The organism is Streptomyces sp. SLBN-8D4, assembly GCF_049739545.1.
Classification (GTDB): domain Bacteria; phylum Actinomycetota; class Actinomycetes; order Streptomycetales; family Streptomycetaceae; genus Streptomyces; species Streptomyces canus_C.
On the sequence record NZ_JBMGQC010000001.1, the window covers coordinates 714,657 to 736,598 of the forward strand.

Sequence of the window (21,942 nt, forward strand, 5' to 3'; positions counted from 1 at the left end):
GCCGCGTACCCCATGGTGAGGACGATTGGGTCGGCTGCCCTCGGGAACACGGCTCAGTGGCTGCATGAGAGAGTACGACAACCCGCTGACGCCGGGCCGTGAGAGCGGACCGGCACCGAGCCGCATTGGGACGAGACACTGACTTCCGAGGCGATTCCGAGCCGCACCACCCGTTTCGCGGGCGAGCCGCAATGCGTGACGGGTGCGCGGCTCGCCGCTGAGGAATTCCTGGACGACCTGGGCCAGAGCGTGCCGCCCGCGACCCCCGAGCACTGGGACGACATCCTGCTGGTGGTCACGGAACTCGCCGCCAACGCCGTCCAGTACGCTCCAGGACCCTTCGTGCTGCGCCTGCGCCGCACCTTCGACGGCGTGCACGTGACGCTGCGCGACACCAACCCGACGCCGCCGGCCCCGCGTTCCTTCGATCCGCGCACGGGCGGCGGCGGCATCGGCTGGCACCTGGTGCACGCCCTGTGCGACCAGGTCAGCGTGGTGACGGACGAGCGCGGCAAGGACGTACACGTCTTCCTGCCCTGGTGACGCTCCCCCGGTCCCGTCAGGCGGTGGCCGTGAGCCGCAGATAGTAGGCGCCGACCGCCGCGAGGTACTCACCGTCCCGGGTCTCGCTGTCGGTGCGGAAGCGGGGGGCCGCCTTCACCTCTGCCCCGGTGCAGGCCAGCGTGACCCGTTGGTCGCGGGTGTCGACCTGGGTGACGACGCCCACCGGGACCAGGACGCTGCGGCCGAAGATCCAGACGCCGGTGTCGACGACGAGGTGTGCCATGCCATGGGGCGCGGCCTGCCGGTCCACGTGTCCGATCGTGCCGTCGCTCGCTACGACGCTGAAGCCCGTCAGGTCCTGTCCCTCGACGTATCCGCCATCCGGCGCGTACGACCAGATTCTGTCGGTGGTCACACTGCTCCTTCCCTCCCGAGTGCTGCACGGAGCCCGGTTCTCGGCTGCGAGCGGGCTCACAGCACCCAATACCCTTCTGCCGCACACACATTCGGCGACCGGCACTCTCGCAAGCGGTTTCCCCGCGTCCGGTCCGCGCACCTCCTTCACCTTTCTCCCGGTGCACTTTCAGGCCAGGACGGGCATGGTGGTCCTCGACGCATTCGTCGCGCCCGCACGGGCACACGAAGGGCGTTCAAGGCAAACCGCCTGGAGCCGCAGAAAGGGATGAACACCGTGACACGACCCAGGATCCTGGTGGTTGGCGCCGGCTTCGCCGGAGTCGAATGCGTTCGCCGGCTGGAGCGGAAACTCTCCCCGGACGAAGCCGATGTCGCCCTGGTGACGCCGTTCGCCTACCAGCTCTATCTCCCGTTGCTGCCCCAGGTCGCCTCCGGCGTGCTGACGCCCCAGTCGATCGCCGTCTCCCTGCGCCGCAGCAAGAAGTACCGCACCCGGATCATCCCGGGCGGCGCGATCGGCGTGGACCTCAAGTCCAAGGTCTGCGTGATCCGCACCATCACGGACGAGATCGTCAACGAGCCGTACGACTACATCGTGCTGGCTCCCGGCAGCATCACCCGCACCTTCGACATCCCGGGCCTCACCGAGCACGCCTTCGGCATGAAGACCCTCGCCGAGGCCGCCTACATCCGCGACCACGTCATCTCCCAGCTCGACCTCGCGGATGCCAGCCACGATCCGGCCGAGCGCGCGGCGCGGCTCCAGTTCGTGGTCGTCGGCGGCGGATACGCCGGCACCGAGACCGCCGCCTGTCTGCAGAAGCTCACCCACGCGGCGGTCAAGCGCTATCCGCGCATCGACCCGTCGCTGATCAAGTGGCATCTGATCGACATCGCCCCGAAGCTGATGCCGGAGCTGGGCGACAAGCTGGGCCGCAGCGCGCAGGAGATCCTGCGCCGGCGTGGCATCGACGTGTCGCTCGGTGTCTCCATCGAGAAGGCGGGCCCCGATGAGGTCACCTTCACCGACGGCCGGGTGATCCCGACCCGGACCCTGATCTGGACCGCCGGGGTGGTCGCCAGCCCGCTCATCGCCACGCTCGGCGCCGAGACGGTCCGCGGGCGGCTCGCGGTGACCCCTGAGATGACCCTGCCCGGCCAGGACGGCGTCTTCGCGCTCGGCGACTCCGCCGCCGTGCCCGACAAGGCCAAGGACGACGACAGCGCGATCTGCCCGCCCACGGCCCAGCACGCCATGCGCCAGGGCAAGGTCGTCGCCGACAACGTCATCGCGACGCTGCGGGGTCAGGCACTGAAGCCGTACGTCCACAAGGACCTCGGCCTGGTCGTCGACCTCGGCGGCACGGACGCCGTCTCCAAGCCGCTCGGCATCGAACTGCGCGGCCTGCCCGCCCAGTTCGCGGCCCGCGGCTACCACTGGGCGGCGCTGCGCACCAATGTCGCCAAGGTCCGCGTGGCGACGAACTGGACGCTCAACGCCATCGCGGGTGACGACTTCGTCCGCACCGGCTTCCAGGCCCGCAAGCCCGCCACCCTCAAGGACTTCGAGTACACCGACGCGTACCTGACGCCGGAACAGGTCCGGGCGCAGGTCGAGGGGGCGCGGCAGCTGGACCAGTAGGCGTGGCGCACGTCACTCCGGGCCGCCGATCGGTTTCCGGCCGGCCGGCGGTCGTAGGAGTGACAGCACAGCAGCCCCCGAAAGGACACCGCCATGGCCGAGACCGTGAAGGGCCCCGCGAGCTACTTCCCCTCCATCGAGAAGAAGTACGGCCGCCCGATCGCCGAGTGGCAGGAACTCGTCCGCTCCTCGCCGCTGACCCGGCACATGGAGCTGGTCACCTGGCTGAAGACCGAGCACGGGCTGGGACACGGCCACGCCAACGCGCTCGTCGCCCACACCCTCGCGGAGGCCAAGGGCGAGTGACGCACCCCGCCGTGCCATGCTGGAACGGATCATGACATGACACGGGAGTGAGTACGGCGGAGTGAACACAGCGAGGCTGCGCGATCGGGTCGCGGCGTCGGACCCGGGGCTGCTCCGGCTGGCCGCGGGTCTGCGCACGGTGGGGGCGATCGCCCTCACCCTGGCCGTGCTCGGTCTGCTGGGGGCGAGCGTCCCGCATCTGGTGACGGGCGCCATCATGGCGATGGTCGCGACCTTCGCCATCCGTGAGAAGCAGCGCTCCGCTCAAGCCGTGACCCTCGCCCTGGGCCTCCCGGTGGCCCTGGCCTCCCTGTCGCTGGGCGCGCTGCTGAGCTCCCGTGTGCTGGCCGGTGACCTCTTCTTCGTCGCGCTGATCTTCTGCGCCGTCTACAGCCGCCGCTTCGGCGACCGGGGCACCGCCCTCGGCCTGATCGGCTTCCAGGTCTACTTCGTCTCCCTGTTCGTGGGCGCCACCGTCTCGGGCCTGCCCGAGCTGTACGGCGTCCTCGGCGTCGCCTTCCTGGGCAGCGCGGCGGCACGCTTCCTGCTGGTGCCGGAGACCCCTACGGGTCTCCTCGAACGCCTTCGGGAGGCCTTCCGGGTCCGGCTGGCCCAACTGGTGTCCGCGCAGCTCCAGCTGCTGGACGCCGGGCCCGAGGAGATCGACGAGGCGCTGAAGGGCGTACGCGAGGGGACCGCGCGGCTGCACGAGACGGCGCTGATGATCCAGGGGCGGCTGGAGGAGGGGACCTCCGACGCGGCCGCGGCACGGCTCGTGCAGCGGCGGGTCGCGGACGCCGAGATCGCCGCCGAGCGGCTCGGCCTGCTGCTGCTGTCGGCCCGCAGCGCCGAGAGCGCGGACACCCTCACCCTGCATCTGCCCGGGGCGCCGGCCCCGCGGGCCGGCCGGATGCCCGACCGGGACGAGGCGATGGACAGGGTGCGCCGCGATCTGGAGGCCCTGCGGCTGCTGGTGCTGCGCCCGGCCGCCGCCAGGTCCGGCACGGCCCTGTCCCAGGTCCGCAACCGGCTGCTCGGCTACCGCGAGGAGGAGAACCTGCCGCCCGCGCCGCCCGCCGTCCAGGACGTCTTCCGGGGCATCGGCGAGGCGGCCCGCGCGGTGCTCGGCCTCAGGATCGCTCTGGACGGTCCGCAGGACGAGTCGGACGACTCCCCCGCGACGGCCCGCTCGCGCGAGGAACTGGACGCCGAGGACGCCGTCATCGACGCCGGCGAGGAGGACGACGAGCAGGAGGAGCTCACGGGGCTCGGGCGGCCCACGACCCGGGCCGCGGTGCAGGTCGCCGTGGGGTCCTCGCTCGCCATCGTCGGCGGCGAGTTCCTCTCCAGCCAGCGCTGGTACTGGGCCGTGCTCACCTGCTGGATCGTGTTCATCAACACCGCGTCCACGGGGGAGATCCTGGTCAAGGGCTACCGCCGGCTGCTGGGCACCGTCCTCGGCGTGCTGGCCGGGATCGTGCTGGCGGGGGTGGTCGGGCAGCACACCTGGACGGCGTTCGCCCTGGTGCTGGTGCTGGTGTTCGCGATGTTCTACACCGCGCCGCTCTCCTACACCCTGATGTCGTTCTTCGTCACGGCGGCCCTCGGCCTGCTCTACACGCTGCTGCACACCTACAGCCTCTCGGTGCTGGTGCTGCGTGTGGAGGAGAGCGCGCTCGGCGTGGCCTGCGGGGTCATCGCGGCGGCTTTCGTCCTGCCGGTGCGCACGGACCGCCGTACCAACGATCTGCTCGTCACCGTGCTGGAGCGGCTCGACGACGTCACCGAGGCCGCCGTGGACCAGCTCAGCGGCGGCTCCCCCGAAGACCTGCTCGACCAGGCGCGCGACCTGGACCAGGCGCTGGCCGACCTGCGGGCGGCGACCAAGCCGCTCACCCACCCGATCACGCCCCTTCGGGCCCGGCGCGACACGGCCCGCTACGTCGTGGCGCTCCTGGAGACGTGCGCGTACCACGCGCGCTCGCTGGCGGCCACGGCCGAACTGCTGCCCACGCACCCCTCGATCGCGGCGGATCCCCGGCTGCGCCGGGCGGGCCGGCGCATCGGGGACAACATCGCGGCGATCGCCGCGAAGGTCGCCGACGAGCGCTCCGCGGCCGCGGTGGAGACCGGGCCGAGCATCGCGTCGCTGCTGGAGACCGAGGTCCCCGGCACGCCCCGCTTCGGCCGGGTCACCGACCGCGTGCTGCGGCACGTGCAGCGGCTGGACGAGACCGTGGTCGGTCTGGCCCGGCCGCTGCACGTGCCGGTGGCGGCGCCCAAGCGATAGGACGCGGCGCTCAGAGATCCGTGGGCAGACCGCTCACCTCGGCGATGCCGCGCAACTCGTCGTCGAGTTGACGGCGTTCGCGGATGTAGTCGGCGATCTCACCGAGGCGGACCGGGTCGGAGGCCGTGTCCGCGTCGGTGACCACCCGGATCGGGTTGCTGTCATCGACATGGAGTTCGATCACCTTGTTGTCCATTCGGCCGGTCACCGCGGTGGCGATGACCAGGGCGGCCTCGTCGCGGATCTCCTGGGGCAGCCCGTCCTGCTGGCTGTCCTCCAGCGCGAAGTCCAGGGCGGGCAGTTGGTGCTCGTCGATCGCCCGCAGGACCGGACGGACCACACTGAGCAGAAGCTCGTAGTCGTCCGAGGCCATACGGATGCGCAGAAGGTCCAGGTAGACGTCCACGGGCCTACCGTCGGGCGGAAGCTCGGGTTCGTTCATGCATCCCGGGTTCCCCGTGTCCCGCCGCTCAGACCCGCCGCCAGCGGGCCATCGCGAACGAGAACACTCCGAACAGCACCAGCCCGACAGCGACCAGGACGAGCAGCCACGGTCCCAGCGGGGTGTCGGCGAACGAGCGGAGCGTGTCGTCGAGGCCCTTCGCCTTCTTGGGCTCGTAGTCGATCGCGGCCCCGACGGCGAACGCGCCCGCGGCGGTGAACACCACACCCCGTGCCACTCCGCCGGCCACGCCCGTCACATCGACGAACTTCCTGACCCGCGGACCCATCTGGGCGAGCTTCATCTTGTCGTGGAAGGACCTGCGCAGTGCCTGGGCGGCTATCCACACACCGGCCACCGCGACCCCGACACCCGCGATGCCCACCAGCCACTGCCCGCCGGGCCACTCCAGGACCCGGGCGGTGACGTCCTTGGACTGCTTGTCGCTCGATCCGCCGCTGCCGGACCCGACGGCGAACGACAGCACGGAGTAGGCGACGAACGCGTAGAAGACGCAGCGGACGGCGGACAGCAGTCGTTTCGTGGCCTTGCGGCCGTCGGGACCGACCGCACCGAACACCACCTCGGACAGCCGCCACAGGGCCATGCCGACCAGACCGATCCCCAGCGCCCACAGGACGACGGAGCCGAACGGTTTGTCGGCGAGGGCGGCGAGGGCGCCGCCGCGGTCGGCCTGGCGCTTGCCGTCGCCGAAGGCGATCTGCAGCGCCAGTACACCGACCAGCAGGTAGATCACTCCGCGGGCGGTGAACCCCGCGCGGGCGCCGTACTCCGTGACGGAGCCGCGTGCCGCGCGTCTGGCCTCGATGCGGCCAGTCGTCGCCGTGGAGCTCGTGGTCATAGGGACCTCCTGGAAGTCCGCATGCCGTCCTTGCGGGCGGTCACACGGAGTGCGGTCAATCGGCCAGTCGCGCGGGTTCGGGCATGGCGGCGAGCAGACGGTGAGCCGTCTCCAGGGCCAGCCGCACGTCGCGCGTGCCGGTGGATACACAGAGCGTGTAGGCGAGGTCACGGGCCCGCGGGCTCGGTTCGGCCGCCGTCGCGGACTCCTCGGCCCGCAGTGCCTCGTACTCCTGGACGAGCCGCCGCAGGAAGGTGCGGTCAGGTATCAGCATCTGGTCCCCTCCTCGCCCTCTCAGGCCTCGGCCGACCCGTCGGCCTGCCGCCTCGACCGGTCGGCCAGCGCCTCGTCGCGCACCCGCGCGCAGCTGCGGCTGATGAGCCGGGAGACGTGCATCTGCGAGATGCCCAGCTGGTCGGCGATACGGCTTTGTGTCATGTCCTCGAAGAAACGCATGTAGAGAATGGCGCGCTCGCGCTCGGGCAGCCGGCGCAGGCCCTCCTTGGCGGACTCGCGGTCGACGACGACGTCGTACGACGTGTCCGGGCCGCCCAGGGTGTCGGCGAGGCTGTAGCCGTCGTCGCCGGCGGAGAGTTCGGCGTCCAGGGAGAGCGTGCTGAAGCTTTCGAGGGCCTCCAGGCCGGTGGTGACCTCTTCCTCGGTCAGGCCGGTGTGAGCGGCGAGGTCGGCGGGGGTCGGTTCGGGGGAACCGGGGTTCTGGGTGAGCTCGCGCCGGGCCACCCGCACCTTGTTGCGCAGTTCCTGCACGCGGCGGGGCACCCGCAGGGCCCACATGCGGTCGCGGAAGTGGCGCTTGACCTCGCCGGTGATGGTGGGCACGGCGTAGCTCTCGAAGGCTCCTCGTTCCGGTTCGAACCGGTCGATGGCCTTCACGAGCCCTAGGGCCGCGACCTGGCGCAGGTCCTCGATGGACTCGCCGCGGTCGCGGAACCGGCCCGCGATGCGGTGGGCCATGGGCAGCCAGGCGGTGACGAGTTCGTCGCGCAGGGCGTCGCGCTCGGGGCCGTCCTCCAGCCCGGACAGGCGGGCGAAGAGAGCCATGGTGTCAGGGGCGTCGTCGTGTCGCCGCCTGCCGGTAGCGGAGGGACGGTCCTGGGTGGTGGGACGGCTGGTCGACGTGTCGGTGAGCATGCGGATTCGCTCCTGAAGAACGGGTTCAGGGTCTGACCGCGGGAGGAACGACGCCGGGACCGCCGAAAGGGGGCCCGCAGCAGCCATACAGCTCCCGCTGGCGCGCCTCCGGTCCGAAGCACGAAACTGCGTCTGCCCTGCTGCATGGGGCCCAAACTCCGTCGGCGAAACTCCGTTTTCCGGTTGTCGCCCCACAGGTGCCGCCCTAGCTCAGGGGCACCACGGCGGTGATGCGCTTCCCGCCCGAGGGCAGGTCGGTCACGCGGACGTCGCGGGCCAGCCGACACACGATCGGCCAGCCGTGGCCGCCGGGCCGCCACCTGCCGTGCGGGTCGACGGGGGTCTTGGCGACCGGCAGCGCGGCGCTGCGGTCGCTGACGGAGACGCACACGCCCCGGCCCTCGACGGTGACGCGGAAGTCGGTGATGCCGCCCCCGTGCAGGATGGCGTTGGTGGTGAGCTCCGAGGCGACGAGCACGACGAGCAACGCGTCGGAGAGTGCCTGGGCGTCGCACGGGGTGTGAGTGGCGCGGCAGCGTTCGGACACCGCCCGCTCCACCGCCCGGCGGACCTCGGCCGGCCTGGACGGCTGGGGTCGTACGCGCCGACGCGCCACGGACAGTTGGGGGGCGGCTTCGGTCCTGTGCTCGTCGCACATGACGTGGCTCCTGATCAGTAAATCGACTGGTGGTTCTCGGGTCGGTGAAGCAGAAGCCGGGCCCGGCCGGACCCACGGACACGGTGACCGTGATGTACGGTGCGCGTCCTTCGTAGGCCTCCACTAATCGGCTGACCTCTGCGCCCCGGGTGAAACCTCCCCGTTTCGGGCCGGACACCCGGCCATTCGATCGCGTTCCCTGGGTAGGCGAACTGCATGACGGATGTCGTGGACTCAGACGAACTGATGCGCCGAATCCAGCGTGCCCGGGCCTGTGCGGCGGAGGAGGAGCGGTCCTGGCGGGCGCGGAGCGACGAGCTGGAACCCTCCGATCCCCAGGCGGCCCGGGACGCCGCCGTACGCACCCTGGCCTACGAGGCGGTGACCAGGGTGCTTGACGAGGTGCTCAGGCCTGGCAGCCGCTGACGGCCGGGCGTTCCGGTCCGGACCGATTGGCGGACGTCCGGGCCGGGCACCCGGGGGCGATGACTGTGGATCACACCGGAGCACCGGTTCTGGAAGCCCTGGCCGACTACCACCGGCGAGGACAGCTGTCCTTCGCACCGCCGGGACACAAGCAGGCGCGAGGGGCCGATCCCGCGGTGCGGGAGGTGCTGGGCGACGCGGTCTTCCTGGGAGACGTGCTGGCCTCGGGCGGTCTGGACGACCGGCTGACCCGGGGGCGGGTGCTGGAGCGCGCCGAGGAGCTGATGGCCGACGCCGTGCACGCCGACCACACCTTCTTCACCACCTGCGGGAGTTCCCTGTCCGTGAAGGCGGCCATGCTCGCCGTCGCGGGCCCGCACGAGAAGCTGCTGATCGGGCGGGACGCGCACAAGTCGGTGGTGTCCGGGCTGATCCTGTCCGGGATCGAGCCGGCGTGGGTCGAGCCGCGGTGGGACGCCGAACGTCATCTCGCGCACCCGCCGTCCGCCGCGGAGTACGAGCAGGCCTTCGAGGCCCACCCCGACGCGAGGGGCGCTCTGGTCACCAGCCCCACCCCGTACGGCAGTTGCGCGGCCCTCGGGGACATCGCCGAGGTGTGCCACCGCCGTTCGGTGCCGCTGATCGTGGACGAGGCGTGGGGCGCGCACCTGCCCTTCCACCCCGATCTGCCGTCCTGGGCCATGGACGCGGGCGCCGACATCTGTGTGACCAGCATCCACAAGATGGGCAGCGGTCTGGAGCAGGGGTCGGTCTTCCATCTGCGGGGCGATCTCGTCCCGCCGGACCTGCTGAAGACGCGGGCCGACCTGCTGGGCACCACGAGTCCCTCGGTGCTGTTGTACGCCGGCATGGACGGCTGGCGCCGGCAGATGGCGCTGCGGGGCAAGGAGCTGACGGGCGGGGCGCTGGGTCTCGCCGCCCGGGTCCGTGCCGCGATCGAGGAGATCGACGGGATACACGTCAACGACCGCGACGACTTCTGCGGGCCCGGCCTGGCCGACGATCTCGACCCGCTGCCCGGTGTGATCGACCTCGAAGGGCTCGGGATCAGCGGGTTCCAGGCCGCGGACTGGCTGCGCCGGCACCGGCACATCGACGCCCACCTCAATGACCACCGGCGTATCGGGATGCAGATCACCCACGGCGACGACGAAAAGACGACCGACGAGTTGCTCGCGGCGCTCAGGGATCTCGCCCGGGCCGCGCCGGAGTTGGCCCCGGCTGGGCGGATGGAGATTCCGCCGCCCTCCGAGCTGCGGATGGAGCAGGTCATGCTGCCCCGGGACGCGTTCTTCGGCCCGGCCGAGAACGTGCCGGTCGCCGAGGCCGCCGGGCGGATCGCGGCCGAGATGGTCACGCCGTACCCGCCGGGCATCCCGGCCGTGCTGCCCGGTGAGCTGCTGACCGAGCCGGTCCTGGGGTATCTGCGGACCGGACTGGCCGCGGGCATGAACCTGCCGGATCCCGCCGATGCGAAGCTGCAGACGATCAGGGTGGTAAACGTCTCCGCCGAGTGAAACGGGTCACCCACCCCGGATTCGGTTGCGCGAAATCGCCATGGATGGTTTACGGTTCATCCATACGTGGTGACGGGGTCGACACACCGTCCTCCGACATCACCTCTGACTGCCCTGGCTGGCCTCCCCCGTCCAGCCAGGGCTTTTTCATGTCCCGCGCAGATCCTCACATCCGCCGAGGTGCCCCGGACGGCGGCAGCCGCTGAAATGGGCGTAGGCACAACACCGGAATCCATCGCCGGCGAGGAGCCCCGCGTCATGACCAAAGCGATAAAACTGCTGACCGCGCTACCGCAGCCGCAGCGCCAGCGCCTGATGACGCTCGCCAAGGAGGTCTCCTTCCCGGAGGACGTCCACATCTTCGAGGCGGGCGGTACGGCCGACCGCTTCTGGGTCATCCGCTCCGGAGCGGTCTCTCTGACCCAGGAGGTGACCACGCGCCACCAGGTCACCGTCGCCGCGCTCGGCTCGGGCGACCTGCTCGGCTGGTCCTGGCTGTTCCCGCCCTACCGGTGGGACTTCGGCGCGGAGGCCTTCAGTCCCGTGCGCGCCTACGAGTTCGACGCGGCGGCGGTGCTCCGGCTGTGCGAGGAGGATCGGCAACTCGGCATGATCCTGGTCCGCAGCGTCGCCGAGATCCTCGCCCACCGTCTGGAGACGACCCGGGGCAAGCTCATGGAGCAGTACGGCTCGCACCGCAGGGGGGCGCTCTAGGTGTATTGATCACGAGCGTTGTTGACAGCCGCAGGGCTTGATCATGGCGAAGACCTCCGGTGTGAGCGGGGGCTGGTGCGTCGCAGATCGGTGAGAACTCCCCGAGCGGGTGCGGCCCGCCCCGCCGGAATCGGCCCCCGCGCCGCCGTCCTGATCCGCCGGACAGGCCCTGGCCCTCAGATCCGGTAGCGGCGCAGGGCCGGCATGGCGAACGCCAAGGTCAGCATGACGGTGACCACCAGGAGGCCGCCGCCGGCCACCGCGGCGCGGGCGCCGAAGACCGAGCCGGCGGTGCCGTGCAGGACGTCGGCGAGGCGGGGGCCGCCCGCCACGACGACGGTGAAGACGCCCTGCATCCGGCCGCGCATCTCGTCGGTGGCGGCGGAGAGCAGGATCGCCCCGCGGAAGACCATCGAGACCATGTCGGCGACCCCGGCCGCGGCCAGGAACACCACGGCGAGCCACAAACTGCCGCTCAGTCCGAAGCCGGTGATGGCCACGCCCCACGCCACGACCGCGCCGATGACCATCCAGCCGTGCCGGCGGGCCCGGGAGAACGTGCCGGAGAACAGCCCGCCGAGCACCGCGCCGATCGGGATCGCGGCGAACAGCAGGCCCAGCGCGAGTCCCTCGCCGTACGGCGCGTAGGTCTCGGAGGCGAGCTGCGGGAACAGGGCCCGGGGCATGCCGAAGACCATGGCGACGATGTCCGCGAGGAAGGACAGCAGCAGCACCTTGTGCGCGGAGATGTACCGGAAGCCCTCGGCGATCTCCCGCACACCGGCCCGACGCGCCACCGCGCTCGCGAGCGGCGGCAGGGAGGGCAGCCGGTACACCGCCCACACGGTGACGCACAGCGCCAGGGCGTCGATGAGATACAGCTCCGGCAGGCCGATCACCGGGATCAGCACCCCCGCGAGCAGCGGGCCGACCACCTGCCCGGTCTGCATGACGGTGGAGCCGAGGGCATTGGCGGCGGGCAGCTGTCCCTCGGGGACCAGGCGGGCGATGGAGGCGTTGCGGGCGGGGGCGTTCAGACCCCAGAACGCCTGCTGCACCGCGAGCAGGACCATGAGGGCGGCCACCGAGTCGAGCCCGCTGACCGCCTGGAGCCAGAACAGGACCGAGGTGACGGCGATGCCGCTGTTGGTGACGAGGAGCAGCTTGCGGCGGTCCATGGTGTCGGCGACCGCGCCGCCCCACAGCGCGAACACGATCAGCGGCAGCAGTCCGGCCATGCTCGCGGCGCCGACCCAGGCCGAGGAGCCCGTGATGTCGTAGATCTGCTTGGGCACCGCGACGGCGGTGAGCTGGCTGCCGACGGCCGTGACGATGGTCGAGCTCCACAGCCGGCGGTAGGCCGGGATCCGCAGCGGGCGGGTGTCCATCGCCCAGCGACGCCAGCCGTGCCGGGATGGCGGGGTCTCGTCCACGGCCGGTGTCCCGGGCTCGGTGCTCCTGGGTTCGGTGCTGCTCTCGCCGGTGTCCACGCGATTCCTGGTTGCTCGATACATCTAACGGGATGCAGGGTTCACTATCGCAGCATCGTCCAGGCGTTCGGGAAGCGAGGTCTCAAGCCGTGGACCGCTCGAGGACTTCACGCCCCGGCCACGAGCATGACGCCCATGGCGATCATCGTCGTGGCGACCAGTCCGTCGAGCACCCGCCAGGCGGTCGGCCGGGCCAGGAAGCGGCTGAGCAGCCCAGCCCCGAAGCCGAGCGCGGCGAACCAGCACAGGCTGGCCAGCACGGCACCGAGCCCGAAGGTCCAGCGCAGCGGACCGCGCTCGGCGGCCACCGAGCCGAGCAGGAACACGGTGTCCAGGTAGACGTGCGGGTTGAGCCAGGTCATCGCCAGGCAGGTCAGCACCGCCCGCCTCCAGGAGCGCGTCACCTCGCCCTCCGCCCGCAGGCCCGACTCCCCGGGCCGCAGGACCCGGCGGGCGGCGAGGGCGCCGTAGCAGAGCAGGAATCCGCCACCGATCCAGCCGACCAGGCTCAGCGCGCCCGGCCAGGCCACCACCACGGCACCGACACCACCGACGCCGAGAGCGATGAGGAGGGCGTCGGACAGGGCGCAGATGCCGACGACGGCTAGGACGGCGTCGCGGCGGATCCCCTGGCGCAGGACGAAGGCGTTCTGGGCGCCGATGGCGACGATGAGGGAGAGACCGGTGCCGAAACCTGCGGCAGCGGCGGACAGTGAAGCGGGCATGGCTTCGACGGTACGGAGACGATCACCGCACGTACAGCTAAAGATTCTTACATATCATTAGCTGGTGTGATGATGACCGAGCTTCCCCTGGATCAGGTGCGGACGCTGCTCGCCGTGGTCGACGAGGGCACCTTCGACGCCGCGGCGGCCGCCCTGCACGTGACGCCTTCGGCGGTGAGCCAGCGGGTGAAGGCCCTGGAGCAGCGCACGGGGCGGGTGCTGCTGGTGCGCACCAAGCCGGTGCGACCGACCGAGTCGGGCGACGTGGTGGTGCGGTTCGCGCGGCAGCTGGCCCGCCTGGAGCGGGACGCCTTGGCCGAGCTGGGCCTGCCGGGCGAGGGCGAGGTGACCCGGGTGTCGGTCGCGGTGAACGCGGACTCCCTGGCGACCTGGTTCCTGGGAGCGCTCACCCGGGTTCCGGAACGGGAGCGGCTGTGCTTCGAACTCCGGCGCGAGGACGAGACCCGTACCGCCCAATTGCTGCGCGAGGGGTTGGTGATGGCGGCGGTGACGTCGTCCCCGGACGCCGTGGCGGGGTGTTCCGTGCGGGCCCTGGGGCTCATGCGGTATCTCGCGGCGGCCAGCCCGGAGTTCGTCGGACGCTGCCTCGAGGGTCGGTCGCTGCGGGACGGGCTGGTGGACGCGCCGGTGGTGACGTTCGACCGGAGCGACGACATCCAGGACGGGTTCCTGCGGGAGCTCGGCCGGGCGGGAGCGAGTCGGGTGCGGCAAACGGTGCCCACCGCGGAGGGGTTCGTCCAGGCGGTCGCGCTGGGCCTGGGGTGGGGAATGGTGCCGGAGGTCCAGGCCGGGGAGCTGCTGCGTGCGGGGCGGCTGGTCTCACTGGCTCCGGACCGGCCGGTAGACGTTCCGCTCTACTGGCAGCAGTGGAAGCTGGATTCGCCCGCGCTGGCCGCGCTGGCCGAGGCCGTGGCGGCGGCCGCGTCAGAGACGCTCCGGTGAGACCGCCCGCTCTTGAGGGGCGCCGTCCCGCTGTCGCTCCACGCCGTCCCTCTGTCTCTCCACGCTGTCCAGAAGCATGTCCAGCGCCGTCGGATAGGCGCTGGTGACCATGCGGGCCGTCAGCAGACGTGCCGCCTCGGCGATCCTCGGATACCGGTCGGCGGGCAGGCGCGCGTAGGTCGAGTGCCACTTGTCCTCGTCGGCGTCCAGCGCCGCGCTCGGCAGGGCCAGGGAGGCCGCGTCCAGGGCGGCGAAGGCCAGCGTCTGGTCGATGAAGGCGTGGTAGATCCGCACGGTGTCCGGGAGGGGGAAGCCCGCGCCGCGCAGGAGGTCCAGGACCGCCTCGTCCGCGGCCAGTTCGTGGGCCCGGCCGGTGACCCTGCTTGCCGTCAGCACCGCGGCCTGGGGGTGGGCGACGTACGCCGCGTGGATGCGCAGGCCCACCTCGCGCAGATCGTGCCGCCACTCCCCCGTCGGCGCCCAGCCCTCCAGCGCCTGGCCGATCAGGGCATCGCCGATGGCCAGGGTCAGGTCGTCCATGCCGCGGAAGTAGCGGTAGAGCGTGCTCGGGTCGGCGTCCAGGGCCAGCCCCAGTCGGCGGGCCGTGAGACCGGTGCTGCCGTGTTCGCGGAGCATGCGCAGAGCCGTCTCGACGATCAGCGCCTCGGACAGCACGGTCCCGCTCCTGGTGGGCCGGCGCCGACGGCGTTTCTCCTCGGGAACCACGGGCTTCGGCATGGTGAGCCTCCTTGTGCAACCCTTATGCCAACGCCATTGACCTTATGCGAGCGCACGGCGTTGTATCTCCGCCAGGGCCCCTGTATCCGCGATCTCGACCCGTCAGGGAGTGTTTGTCATGCGTGTACTGCTCGTGGGCGCCGGGGGCGTCGGCACCGCCGTCACCCGGATCGCCGCCCGGCGGCCGTTCCTCGACGCCATGGTCGTCGCCGACTACGACCCGGCCCGCGCCGAGACCGCGGTGGCCGCGCTCGGCGAGCGGGCCGACCGGTTCCGCGCCGAGCGCGTGGACGCGAGCGACGAGTCGGCCGTGACCGCCCTGCTGGAGCGGCACGCCTGCGACGTCCTCCTCAACGCCACCGACCCGCGGTTCGTGATGCCGCTGTTCCGGGCCGCGCGCTCCGCCGGGGCGACCTATGTCGACATGGCGATGTCCCTGTCCCGTCCGCATCCCGAGCGGCCGTACACGGAGTGCGGGGTCAAGCTCGGCGACGAGCAGTTCGCGCAGGTCGAGGAGTGGGAGAAGGCGGGCGCGCTGGCCGTCGTCGGCATGGGCGTGGAACCGGGCCTCTCGGACGTCTTCGCCCGGTACGCGGCCGACGAACTCTTCGACGAGATCGAGGAGATCGGTGTCCGCGACGGAGCGAACCTCACCGTCGACGGCTACGACTTCGCCCCCTCCTTCAGCATCTGGACCACCATCGAGGAGTGCCTGAACCCGCCGGTGGTCTACGAGGCCGACCGCGGCTGGTTCACGACGGAGCCCTTCAGCGAACCGGAGGTCTTCGACTTCCCCGAGGGCATCGGCCCGGTCGAGTGCGTGAACGTGGAGCACGAGGAGGTGCTGCTCGTCCCCCGCTGGGTCGGCGCCCGCCGGGTCACCTTCAAGTACGGTCTGGGCCGCGAGTTCGTCGAGACGCTGAGGACCCTGCACCTGCTGGGCCTGGACCACACCGAGCCGGTGACCGTGCCGAGCCCCGCGGGCCCGGTCGCGGTGTCACCGCGGGACGTGGTGGCCGCGTGCCTGCCCGACCCGGCGACCCTGGGCGACCGGATGCACGGCAAGACGTGCGCGGGCACCTGGGTGAAGGGCGTCAAGGACGGGGCGCCGCGCGAGGTGTATCTCTACCACGTGGTCGACAACCAGTGGTCCATGGCGGAGTACGGCTGTCAGGCCGTGGTGTGGCAGACCGCGGTGAACCCGGTCGTCGCCCTCGAACTCCTCGCCACCGGCGCCTGGACCGGCACGGGTGTCCTCGGCCCGGAGGCGTTCCCGGCCCAGCCGTTCCTGGATCTGCTGACCGCGTACGGCTCCCCGTGGGGCCTTCGGGAGCAGTGACGGGGCAGGTCCCACGAGACCCGGTGGTTTCACGGCGCATCGACAGGTGACCCGAAAGCGAGTAAGCCAATCACGAGGGCACGTACGACTTCGATCGCAGGTGACTTTGATGGACAACTGGCGAACCCATGCCGCGTGCCGCCGCGAGGACCCGGACCTCTTCTTCCCGATCGGCACCACCGGTCCGGCACTGGTCCAGGCGGAGCAGGCCAAGTCCGTCTGCCGGCGCTGCCCCGTCCAGGAGCAGTGTCTTCAGTGGGCGCTGGACACGGGGCAGGGCATCGGCGTCTGGGGCGGCACCAGTGAGACGGAACGCCGGGCGCTCGCCCGGCGCGCGGCCACCGCGCGGAGAAGGTCCGGCTGACGGGCGAACCTGAACGGGTCCGGGCGACCGGACCCGTTCAGTGGCCCGTGCGGCGCAGCGGACCCCAGGGGTTCTCCAACCGCTCCACCGCTGTCCGGGCCTCGTCGATCACCTGGGGATCGATCCAGCACATCGGCCGCACCTCCGCTACGAGCGGCTCGTTGTCCGGCCCCCGGCCCCGCTCACGCCCCTGGAGGATCCAGGGGCGCACGCCGGGGCCTTTCTCGTGCGGCAGATGGGAGTAGTCGTACAACCGCCGGGCCACCCACAGCTGTACGGGGCGTCCCTGCCACCAGTCCTCGACGTCGAGCGGGTTCGCGGACAGTCCCGGCAAGGACAGGCCGGTGAGTTCGTCGGTGCTGGACGCGCGGGTCAGATCGACCTCGGGACCGCGCGACCAGCGGACGTACAGGCGCTCGTGCCGTTCGGCCAGGCCTGCCAGTTCGGCGAGTGTCCGCACCACCCGCAGCCCGTCCGACACGCTCATCTCCTGACCCTCCCTTTCCGCTTGCGGGTCTACGGGGTACCCGCAGGCCACGGGGGGAATCAGGCGTCCGGCCGGGGCGCCGGGCCCCCCGGCATCCTGAGTGTGAAGACGCTGCCGCTGCCGGGCTCGCTCGCCGCGGAGACCGTTCCGTCGTGGGCCGCGACCAGGTGCCGGACGATGGGCAGGCCCAGGCCCGAGCCCCCGGTACGACGGCTGCGGGACTTCTCCGCGCGCCAGAACCGGTCGAAGACGTGCGGAAGGTCGCCGGGCGCGATGCCGGTGCCGGTGTCGGCGACCTCCAGGACGATGTCGTCGCCGTCCCGGCACGCGGACAGGGTGACGGTGCCGCCGGGCGGGGTGTGGCGCAGCGCGTTGGACACCAGGTTGCCGAGGGCCTGCCGCATGCGGACCGGGTCGGCGTCCAGCCAGGTCTCACCGTCGACGTCGGTGCGCAGCCCGACCCGGGCCGCGTCGGAGGCGACGCGGTGGGCCGCGGCGACCTGCTGGAGGAGTTCGTCGCAGCGGACGGGCTCCCGGCGCAGGCGCAGGGTGCCGGCGTCGGCGTCCGCGAGGTCCTGGAGGTCGTCGATGACACGCTGCAGGACCAGGGCCTCGTCGTGCAGGGAGGCGAGCAGGGCGGGGTCGGGGTCGACGACCCCGTCCCGGGTCACCTCCAGCCAGCCACGGATGTTGGTGAGCGGGCTGCGCAGTTCGTGGGCGATGTCGCTGACCATCGCCTTGCGCTGGGCCTCCAGGCGCTCACGGCGTTCGGTGAGGTCGTTGAAGGCGACGGCGAGGATGCCGGTCTCGTCCCGGGTGGTGACGGGGACGCGCACATGGAGTTCGGGCGGTTGCTGGGCCGCCGCGGTGAGCGCGCGCAGCGGCCGCACCAGCCGGGTGGCGACCAGGGCGGTCGCGGCGACGGTCACGGCGAGCACGAGACCCGCGGTGCCGACGACCTTGGCCTTGTTGGCCGGGGACATGTCGAACAGCACGGCGGGCGTGTCCCCCGTGCCCAGGAAGAGTTCGGCCACCGGTGCCACGTACGGGTCGAGCTGGGCCCGGCGGGCCTGGTCGAGGCAGGGCTGGACCAGGCCCGCCTCCTTGGCGGCGAGTTTGCCCGACACGGGGCTGCGCAGGTCGAGGCCGGTCGGCACGTTCCCCAGCAGTGCGGCCATCCCCGGGTCCAGCCCGGCCTTGGTCAGGCAGTCGCGGGCGAGCCCCTGGAGCGCCTTGACCGCCTTCTCCTCGGTCGGAGTGGGGGTGTTGAGCAGTCCGTCGGCGCAGGCGTCGGGCACGTAGTCGGGCTCGGAGCCGCTGTCGTCGTCGGTGAGGACCGTCCGTCCGCTCGGCGTACGGCTCAGGCTGGTCTCCACACCGGACCGGGAGAAGCAGACCTGCCGCTTGCGGGCAAGGGCGGCGACCTTGAGGCGTTCCGCCTCGGTGAGCCGGTACGGGCCCACCGCTCGCGGATCGATGCCCGAGATCTGGGCGCCGCGCTCGCTGTAGGTGTCGGTGTGCAGCGGGTCGACGGCGGCGGCCGCGCTCGGGGGCAGGGAGGTGCCGGGCGGAGCGGAGTCGGCGATGACCCGCCGGTCCGCGGCGGTCAGGGCGATGCGCCGGCCGGTCCTCGCCGACAACTCCCTCACGATGGCGGCCGCTCCGCTCCAGTCGGGGTGCGTCGCCGCGTACCCGCTGAGTTCGGCGAGGACGTCCATGTCGTCGGCGAGTGCCTGTCCCTGTTCCTCGCGCAGGGCCTGGGTGGTGGTCGCCACGGCCAGCCAGGCCGTCGCGGCCACCGAGCACACGGCGATGAGCCCGGACGTGATCAGCAGGCGGACCAGCAGCCGCTTGTGCAACGGTATCCGCGCGCTCATCCCCGGCCGCCGCTGAGCTTGTAGCCCACGCCGAACACGGTCAGCAGCCGCACCGGGCGGCGCGGATCGGCCTCGATCTTGCGGCGCAGGTTCATGATGTGGACGTCCACGGCCCGTTCGGTGGAGGCCCGGTCGGTGCCCCGGGTGACCTCCAGCAACTGCCGCCGGGAGAAGACCCGTTCGGGCTCGGCGGCCATGGCCAGCAGGATCTCGAACTCGGCCGGGGTGCACTCCACCGGCGCCCCGTCGCACCGCACCTCATGCCGTACGGGATCGACGGCGAGGCCCGCGGCCCGGACGACGGGATCCTCCCGCCGGCCGGCCACGGCACCCCGTCCGCTGCGCCTGAGGACCGTCCGGATGCGGGCCATCAGCTCCCGGGGGCTGTACGGCTTGGTGATGTAGTCGTCGGCGCCCAGTTCCAGGCCCAGCAGGACGTCGTCCTCGGCGGAGCGTGCGGTGAGCATCACGACGGGGATGTCCGCGTCGCGGCGCAGCACCCGGCACACGCCGAAGCCGTCGATCACCGGCAGCATCAGGTCCAGGACGACGAGGTCGGGGGCGACCCGCCGGGCCGCGTCCAGGGCGGCCCGCCCGTCGTGGACCACGGTGGCGGTGTGGCCCTCCGCGAGCAGGGACCGCCGTATGAGTTCGGCCTGCATCTCGTCGTCCTCGGCGACCAGCACATGTGCGCACACCCGGCGGATCCTAAGCGCTTCAGCCGGCGAGGGACTTGGCGTCGCCCATGACGACGACGGGACGGAGGTCCGGGTCCAGGGTGAGAAGCAGCTCCTTCATGTGCTTCTCGGCGATGCTCACGCACCCGTGGGTGGGCCCGCCGTGGTCGACGTGCAGCCATATCCCGCCGCCGCGCCCCGCGCCCAGCGGCCGAGTCCAGTCCAGCGGTGACGTGCCGGGCTGCCGGTTGTAGTTGATGGCGATCACGTAGTCGAAGGACCCGGCGAGCGGTTCGCCCTCGAAGCCCCTGCCGGGCGAGGTGAAACCGACACCGCGGTCGTACGGCAGCTTGGTGCCGGGGTCCTTCAGCAGTCCTCCGGCGTCCGTGAGGGTGTACACGCCGATCGGTGAGCGCAGGTCGCCGGCCAGGTGGTGGTCGGACCAGCCCTTGAGGGCGTTGTGCGCGGGCCAGCTCGCGCCGGCCCGCCAGCCGGCCGCCGTGCGCTCGTAGAGCACCACGGTGGAGACCGGCGAGTCGCGGCCCCGCCCGGTGACCACGACGGCCTGCCGGGTGCCGGCCGGTATCTTCGCCCACGTCCTCGGTCCCAGGCCGGGTATCTGCTGGGGAGCGGCCTCGACGGAGATCTCCGGCGAGGGAGGGGTCCGCGAAGGCTCCCGGGACGGAGTGGGCGCGCTTTCCGTACTGGCCACGGCACCGCCGCCGCATCCACTGAGGAACAGGGACGCGGCGAGCAGGGCGACGTGGGTTCTGCGTGTGATCATGAGGCGACTGTGGCCGACAGTTGTAAGAAACTCGTCAGCTTCTAGGGCCGGTTGGGCTTGCCCGGCGTGTCCAGCCAGGTCCGGAACAGGCCGTCCAGGTCCTTCCCCGAGACCCGTTCCGCGAGGCGCTCGAACTGCGCGGTGGTGCCGTGGCCGTAGCGGTGCCCGGACGCCCAGGCACGCAGGATCAGGAAGAACGCCCGGTCGCCGACGGCCGTGCGCAGGGCGTGCAGGGTCATGGCACCACGGGCGTAGACGGGGGTGCCGAAGATGTTGGCGCCGCTGCCGGGGTTGCCGGGCGGGAACTCCCACAGCGCGTCGCTCGCGGGTTTCGCGTAGAGGTCGTCGAAGCTCTTCTGCGCGCTGTCGCCGCCGTGCTGCTCGGTGTAGAGCCACTCCGCGTAGGTCGCGAAGCCCTCGTTGAGCCAGATGTCCTTCCAGGAGGTGAGCGAGACGGAGTCGCCGAACCACTGGTGGGCGTTCTCGTGGACGAGGGTGCTCAGGTCGGGCGCGCGGTCGTAGACCGGACGGCTCTGGGTCTCCAGCGCGTAGCCCACGTTCGGGGCGTGGTCCACGATCGATCCGGCGGCACGGAACGGGTAGGGCCCGAAGACCTTGCTCTCCCACTCCAGGACGGAGGGCAGCTTCTTGAGGACGGGCGCCGCCGCGGCGGCCTCGCGCGCGTCGACGGCGTTGTAGACGCGGATGCCGTTCCTGGTGGTGAACTGCTCCACCTTGAACTTCCCGACGGTCGCGGTGGCCAGGTAGGCGGCCATGGGCTCGCTCTGGCGCCAGCGGAACGTGGTCCTGCCCTGCGTGGTCCGCCGGGAGAGCAGCACGCCGTTGGCGACGGCGGTGCGCCCCTGCGGGACGGTGATCGTGAAGTCGTACGACGACTTGTCCCTCGGGTGGCTGTTGGCCGGGAACCAGGTCATCGCGCCCTGCGGTTCCCCGGCGACGAACGCTCCGTCGTCGGTGGGGATCCAGCCGTCGAGCGAGCCGTCCGGGTCGGTGACCGGGGCCGGCTTCCCCTTGTAGGTGACGGTGATGGTGAATCGTTCCCCCTTGCGCAGGGCGCGCTGCGGGGTGACGACGAGTTCCTGTCCGGCGCGGCGGAACCCGGCCTTGGCGTGACCGACCGTCAGGCCCGTGACGGTCAGCCCCTTGAAGTCGAGGTCGAAGCGCGTCAGGCGCTCGGTGGCACGGGCGGTGAGGACCGCCTTCCCCTCGAGGTGGCGGCTGCCGGGGTCGTAACGGAGTGTCAGGTCGTAGTGGCCGACGTGGTATCCGCTGTTTCCGGCGAGCGGGAAATAGGGGTCGCCGACTCCGGACGAGCCCGTCGAAGAAGGCGCGGCGGCCCCGAGCAGAGCGGTGAGGGCAAGGGGGGTGGTGACGAGGACGAAGGTGCGTCTGACGGCCGTCGGCACATGCTCTCCTACAGGTCGGGGGGTGGACAACGGCTTCACACTAAAGGCCCTCTCCCCGGCAACTCACCCTTGATCAGGTCAAGGCACGACCGGCTCCGCAGTACGCTCCCGACGCAGCCA

The 21,942-nt window shown here is 71.5% G+C and carries 24 protein-coding genes; 10 read left to right on the forward strand and 14 right to left on the reverse strand.

Translation table 11 applies throughout. The features are described 5' to 3' along the window. Nucleotides 1-138 precede the first annotated feature (138 nt). Nucleotides 139-543, forward strand: a complete 405-nt coding sequence (locus tag RKD20_RS03205) for an ATP-binding protein (protein ID WP_389815186.1) — start codon at nt 139-141, stop codon at nt 541-543. A 16-nt stretch (nt 544-559) separates the two neighbouring features. On the opposite strand, the gene RKD20_RS03210 is transcribed toward RKD20_RS03205, so the two are convergent. Next, nucleotides 560-919 (reverse strand): PRC-barrel domain containing protein, encoded by a 360-nt coding sequence (locus tag RKD20_RS03210; RefSeq protein ID WP_424876284.1) that lies wholly within the window; start codon nt 917-919, stop codon nt 560-562. A 267-nt stretch (nt 920-1,186) separates the two neighbouring features. Between RKD20_RS03210 and RKD20_RS03215 the strand changes: the two genes are divergently transcribed. The 3 genes from RKD20_RS03215 (at nt 1,187) to RKD20_RS03225 (ending at nt 5,159) form a co-directional block, all read left to right on the forward strand. Beyond that, entirely contained in the window at nt 1,187-2,563 is a 1,377-nt protein-coding gene (locus tag RKD20_RS03215) for an NAD(P)/FAD-dependent oxidoreductase (RefSeq protein WP_424876285.1), read from the forward strand. 93 nt (nt 2,564-2,656) lie between these two features. After that, the gene (locus tag RKD20_RS03220; RefSeq protein WP_424876286.1) at nt 2,657-2,869 is read left to right on the forward strand and encodes a DUF4287 domain-containing protein; all 213 of its coding nucleotides are present in this window, start codon (nt 2,657-2,659) and stop codon (nt 2,867-2,869) included. 61 nt (nt 2,870-2,930) lie between these two features. Next, nucleotides 2,931-5,159 carry an FUSC family protein gene (locus RKD20_RS03225; RefSeq protein ID WP_424876287.1) on the forward strand — a complete coding sequence of 743 codons (2,229 nt, stop codon included), beginning with the start codon at nt 2,931-2,933 and terminating at the stop codon, nt 5,157-5,159. Nucleotides 5,160-5,169: 10 nt separating this feature from the next. Here RKD20_RS03225 and RKD20_RS03230 read toward each other — a convergent pair whose 3' ends face one another. The 5 genes from RKD20_RS03230 to RKD20_RS03250 all read right to left on the reverse strand — a co-directional run bounded on the left by RKD20_RS03230 (nt 5,170) and on the right by RKD20_RS03250 (nt 8,273). Then, on the reverse strand, nt 5,170-5,601 hold the full coding sequence (locus RKD20_RS03230) for a hypothetical protein (protein ID WP_424876288.1): 432 nt from the start codon (nt 5,599-5,601) through the stop codon (nt 5,170-5,172). A gap of 28 nt (nt 5,602-5,629) precedes the next feature. Continuing rightward, entirely contained in the window at nt 5,630-6,463 is an 834-nt protein-coding gene (locus RKD20_RS03235) for a DUF1206 domain-containing protein (RefSeq protein ID WP_424876289.1), read from the reverse strand. 55 nt (nt 6,464-6,518) lie between these two features. Further along, on the reverse strand, nt 6,519-6,737 hold the full coding sequence (locus RKD20_RS03240) for a DUF5133 domain-containing protein (protein WP_020117923.1): 219 nt from the start codon (nt 6,735-6,737) through the stop codon (nt 6,519-6,521). A gap of 20 nt (nt 6,738-6,757) precedes the next feature. Further along, nucleotides 6,758-7,615 carry a SigB/SigF/SigG family RNA polymerase sigma factor gene (locus RKD20_RS03245; RefSeq protein WP_424876290.1) on the reverse strand — a complete coding sequence of 286 codons (858 nt, stop codon included), beginning with the start codon at nt 7,613-7,615 and terminating at the stop codon, nt 6,758-6,760. 205 nt (nt 7,616-7,820) lie between these two features. Beyond that, a complete protein-coding gene (locus tag RKD20_RS03250; protein WP_424876291.1) occupies nt 7,821-8,273 on the reverse strand; it encodes an ATP-binding protein in 453 nt (150 codons plus the stop codon). A gap of 216 nt (nt 8,274-8,489) precedes the next feature. On the opposite strand from RKD20_RS03250, the gene RKD20_RS03255 reads away from it, so the two are divergent. The 3 genes from RKD20_RS03255 to RKD20_RS03265 all read left to right on the forward strand — a co-directional run bounded on the left by RKD20_RS03255 (nt 8,490) and on the right by RKD20_RS03265 (nt 10,951). Further along, nucleotides 8,490-8,699, forward strand: coding sequence for a hypothetical protein (locus RKD20_RS03255; protein ID WP_424876292.1), 210 nt, complete (start codon nt 8,490-8,492; stop codon nt 8,697-8,699). A gap of 59 nt (nt 8,700-8,758) precedes the next feature. After that, a complete protein-coding gene (locus tag RKD20_RS03260) occupies nt 8,759-10,237 on the forward strand; it encodes an aminotransferase class I/II-fold pyridoxal phosphate-dependent enzyme (RefSeq protein ID WP_424876293.1) in 1,479 nt (492 codons plus the stop codon). A 258-nt stretch (nt 10,238-10,495) separates the two neighbouring features. After that, entirely contained in the window at nt 10,496-10,951 is a 456-nt protein-coding gene (locus tag RKD20_RS03265; RefSeq protein WP_424876294.1) for a cyclic nucleotide-binding domain-containing protein, read from the forward strand. A gap of 176 nt (nt 10,952-11,127) precedes the next feature. On the opposite strand, the gene RKD20_RS03270 is transcribed toward RKD20_RS03265, so the two are convergent. Both RKD20_RS03270 and RKD20_RS03275 read right to left on the reverse strand, forming a co-directional pair. Further along, complete coding sequence (locus RKD20_RS03270) at nt 11,128-12,441, reverse strand: MFS transporter (protein WP_424876295.1); 1,314 nt, start codon at nt 12,439-12,441, stop codon at nt 11,128-11,130. Nucleotides 12,442-12,548: 107 nt separating this feature from the next. Further along, on the reverse strand, nt 12,549-13,166 hold the full coding sequence (locus RKD20_RS03275) for a LysE/ArgO family amino acid transporter (RefSeq protein ID WP_424876296.1): 618 nt from the start codon (nt 13,164-13,166) through the stop codon (nt 12,549-12,551). A gap of 69 nt (nt 13,167-13,235) precedes the next feature. Between RKD20_RS03275 and RKD20_RS03280 the strand changes: the two genes are divergently transcribed. Beyond that, on the forward strand, nt 13,236-14,129 hold the full coding sequence (locus RKD20_RS03280) for a LysR family transcriptional regulator ArgP (RefSeq protein ID WP_424883133.1): 894 nt from the start codon (nt 13,236-13,238) through the stop codon (nt 14,127-14,129). Here RKD20_RS03280 and RKD20_RS03285 read toward each other — a convergent pair. Beyond that, on the reverse strand, nt 14,112-14,867 hold the full coding sequence (locus tag RKD20_RS03285) for a TetR/AcrR family transcriptional regulator (RefSeq protein WP_424876297.1): 756 nt from the start codon (nt 14,865-14,867) through the stop codon (nt 14,112-14,114). The two genes, RKD20_RS03280 and RKD20_RS03285, sit on opposite strands and share 18 nt — an antisense overlap. 118 nt (nt 14,868-14,985) lie before the next feature. Between RKD20_RS03285 and RKD20_RS03290 the strand changes: the two genes are divergently transcribed. After that, the gene (locus RKD20_RS03290) at nt 14,986-16,206 is read left to right on the forward strand and encodes a saccharopine dehydrogenase family protein (protein ID WP_424876298.1); all 1,221 of its coding nucleotides are present in this window, start codon (nt 14,986-14,988) and stop codon (nt 16,204-16,206) included. Nucleotides 16,207-16,315: 109 nt separating this feature from the next. Continuing rightward, a complete protein-coding gene (locus RKD20_RS03295; protein ID WP_020117934.1) occupies nt 16,316-16,570 on the forward strand; it encodes a WhiB family transcriptional regulator in 255 nt (84 codons plus the stop codon). Between the two features lie 37 nt (nt 16,571-16,607). On the opposite strand, the gene RKD20_RS03300 is transcribed toward RKD20_RS03295, so the two are convergent. From RKD20_RS03300 to RKD20_RS03320, 5 genes are read right to left on the reverse strand one after another with little or no spacing between them, the layout of a single operon-like run. Beyond that, a complete protein-coding gene (locus tag RKD20_RS03300; protein WP_424876299.1) occupies nt 16,608-17,057 on the reverse strand; it encodes a DUF6098 family protein in 450 nt (149 codons plus the stop codon). Nucleotides 17,058-17,116: 59 nt separating this feature from the next. Beyond that, entirely contained in the window at nt 17,117-18,934 is a 1,818-nt protein-coding gene (locus RKD20_RS03305; protein ID WP_424876300.1) for a sensor histidine kinase, read from the reverse strand. Then, nucleotides 18,931-19,632 (reverse strand): response regulator, encoded by a 702-nt coding sequence (locus RKD20_RS03310; RefSeq protein ID WP_424876301.1) that lies wholly within the window; start codon nt 19,630-19,632, stop codon nt 18,931-18,933. The genes RKD20_RS03305 and RKD20_RS03310 overlap by 4 nt, the downstream gene beginning before the upstream one ends. A 19-nt stretch (nt 19,633-19,651) precedes the next feature. Beyond that, nucleotides 19,652-20,395 (reverse strand): L,D-transpeptidase family protein, encoded by a 744-nt coding sequence (locus tag RKD20_RS03315; RefSeq protein WP_424876302.1) that lies wholly within the window; start codon nt 20,393-20,395, stop codon nt 19,652-19,654. A 41-nt stretch (nt 20,396-20,436) separates the two neighbouring features. Then, nucleotides 20,437-21,822: a M1 family metallopeptidase gene (locus RKD20_RS03320; RefSeq protein ID WP_424876303.1), complete on the reverse strand. Its 1,386-nt coding sequence runs from the start codon at nt 21,820-21,822 to the stop codon at nt 20,437-20,439. Between the last annotated feature and the right edge of the window lie 120 nt (nt 21,823-21,942).

Excerpts from the sequence above, each read along its gene's own strand:
- RKD20_RS03215 (WP_424876285.1), top strand. The coding sequence starts at position 1,187 with ATGAACACCGTGACACGACCCAGGATCCTGGTGGTTGGCGCCGGCTTC.
- RKD20_RS03220 (WP_424876286.1), top strand. The coding sequence starts at position 2,657 with ATGGCCGAGACCGTGAAGGGCCCCGCGAGCTACTTCCCCTCCATCGAG.
- RKD20_RS03230 (WP_424876288.1), bottom strand. The coding sequence starts at position 5,601 with ATGAACGAACCCGAGCTTCCGCCCGACGGTAGGCCCGTGGACGTCTAC.
- RKD20_RS03235 (WP_424876289.1), bottom strand. The coding sequence starts at position 6,463 with ATGACCACGAGCTCCACGGCGACGACTGGCCGCATCGAGGCCAGACGC.
- RKD20_RS03240 (WP_020117923.1), bottom strand. The coding sequence starts at position 6,737 with ATGCTGATACCTGACCGCACCTTCCTGCGGCGGCTCGTCCAGGAGTAC.
- RKD20_RS03245 (WP_424876290.1), bottom strand. The coding sequence starts at position 7,615 with ATGCTCACCGACACGTCGACCAGCCGTCCCACCACCCAGGACCGTCCC.
- RKD20_RS03250 (WP_424876291.1), bottom strand. The coding sequence starts at position 8,273 with ATGTGCGACGAGCACAGGACCGAAGCCGCCCCCCAACTGTCCGTGGCG.
- RKD20_RS03255 (WP_424876292.1), top strand. The coding sequence starts at position 8,490 with ATGACGGATGTCGTGGACTCAGACGAACTGATGCGCCGAATCCAGCGT.
- RKD20_RS03260 (WP_424876293.1), top strand. The coding sequence starts at position 8,759 with ATGACTGTGGATCACACCGGAGCACCGGTTCTGGAAGCCCTGGCCGAC.
- RKD20_RS03265 (WP_424876294.1), top strand. The coding sequence starts at position 10,496 with ATGACCAAAGCGATAAAACTGCTGACCGCGCTACCGCAGCCGCAGCGC.
- RKD20_RS03275 (WP_424876296.1), bottom strand. The coding sequence starts at position 13,166 with ATGCCCGCTTCACTGTCCGCCGCTGCCGCAGGTTTCGGCACCGGTCTC.
- RKD20_RS03280 (WP_424883133.1), top strand. The coding sequence starts at position 13,236 with ATGATGACCGAGCTTCCCCTGGATCAGGTGCGGACGCTGCTCGCCGTG.
- RKD20_RS03285 (WP_424876297.1), bottom strand. The coding sequence starts at position 14,867 with ATGCCGAAGCCCGTGGTTCCCGAGGAGAAACGCCGTCGGCGCCGGCCC.
- RKD20_RS03290 (WP_424876298.1), top strand. The coding sequence starts at position 14,986 with ATGCGTGTACTGCTCGTGGGCGCCGGGGGCGTCGGCACCGCCGTCACC.
- RKD20_RS03295 (WP_020117934.1), top strand. The coding sequence starts at position 16,316 with ATGGACAACTGGCGAACCCATGCCGCGTGCCGCCGCGAGGACCCGGAC.
- RKD20_RS03300 (WP_424876299.1), bottom strand. The coding sequence starts at position 17,057 with ATGAGCGTGTCGGACGGGCTGCGGGTGGTGCGGACACTCGCCGAACTG.
- RKD20_RS03305 (WP_424876300.1), bottom strand. The coding sequence starts at position 18,934 with ATGAGCGCGCGGATACCGTTGCACAAGCGGCTGCTGGTCCGCCTGCTG.
- RKD20_RS03315 (WP_424876302.1), bottom strand. The coding sequence starts at position 20,395 with ATGATCACACGCAGAACCCACGTCGCCCTGCTCGCCGCGTCCCTGTTC.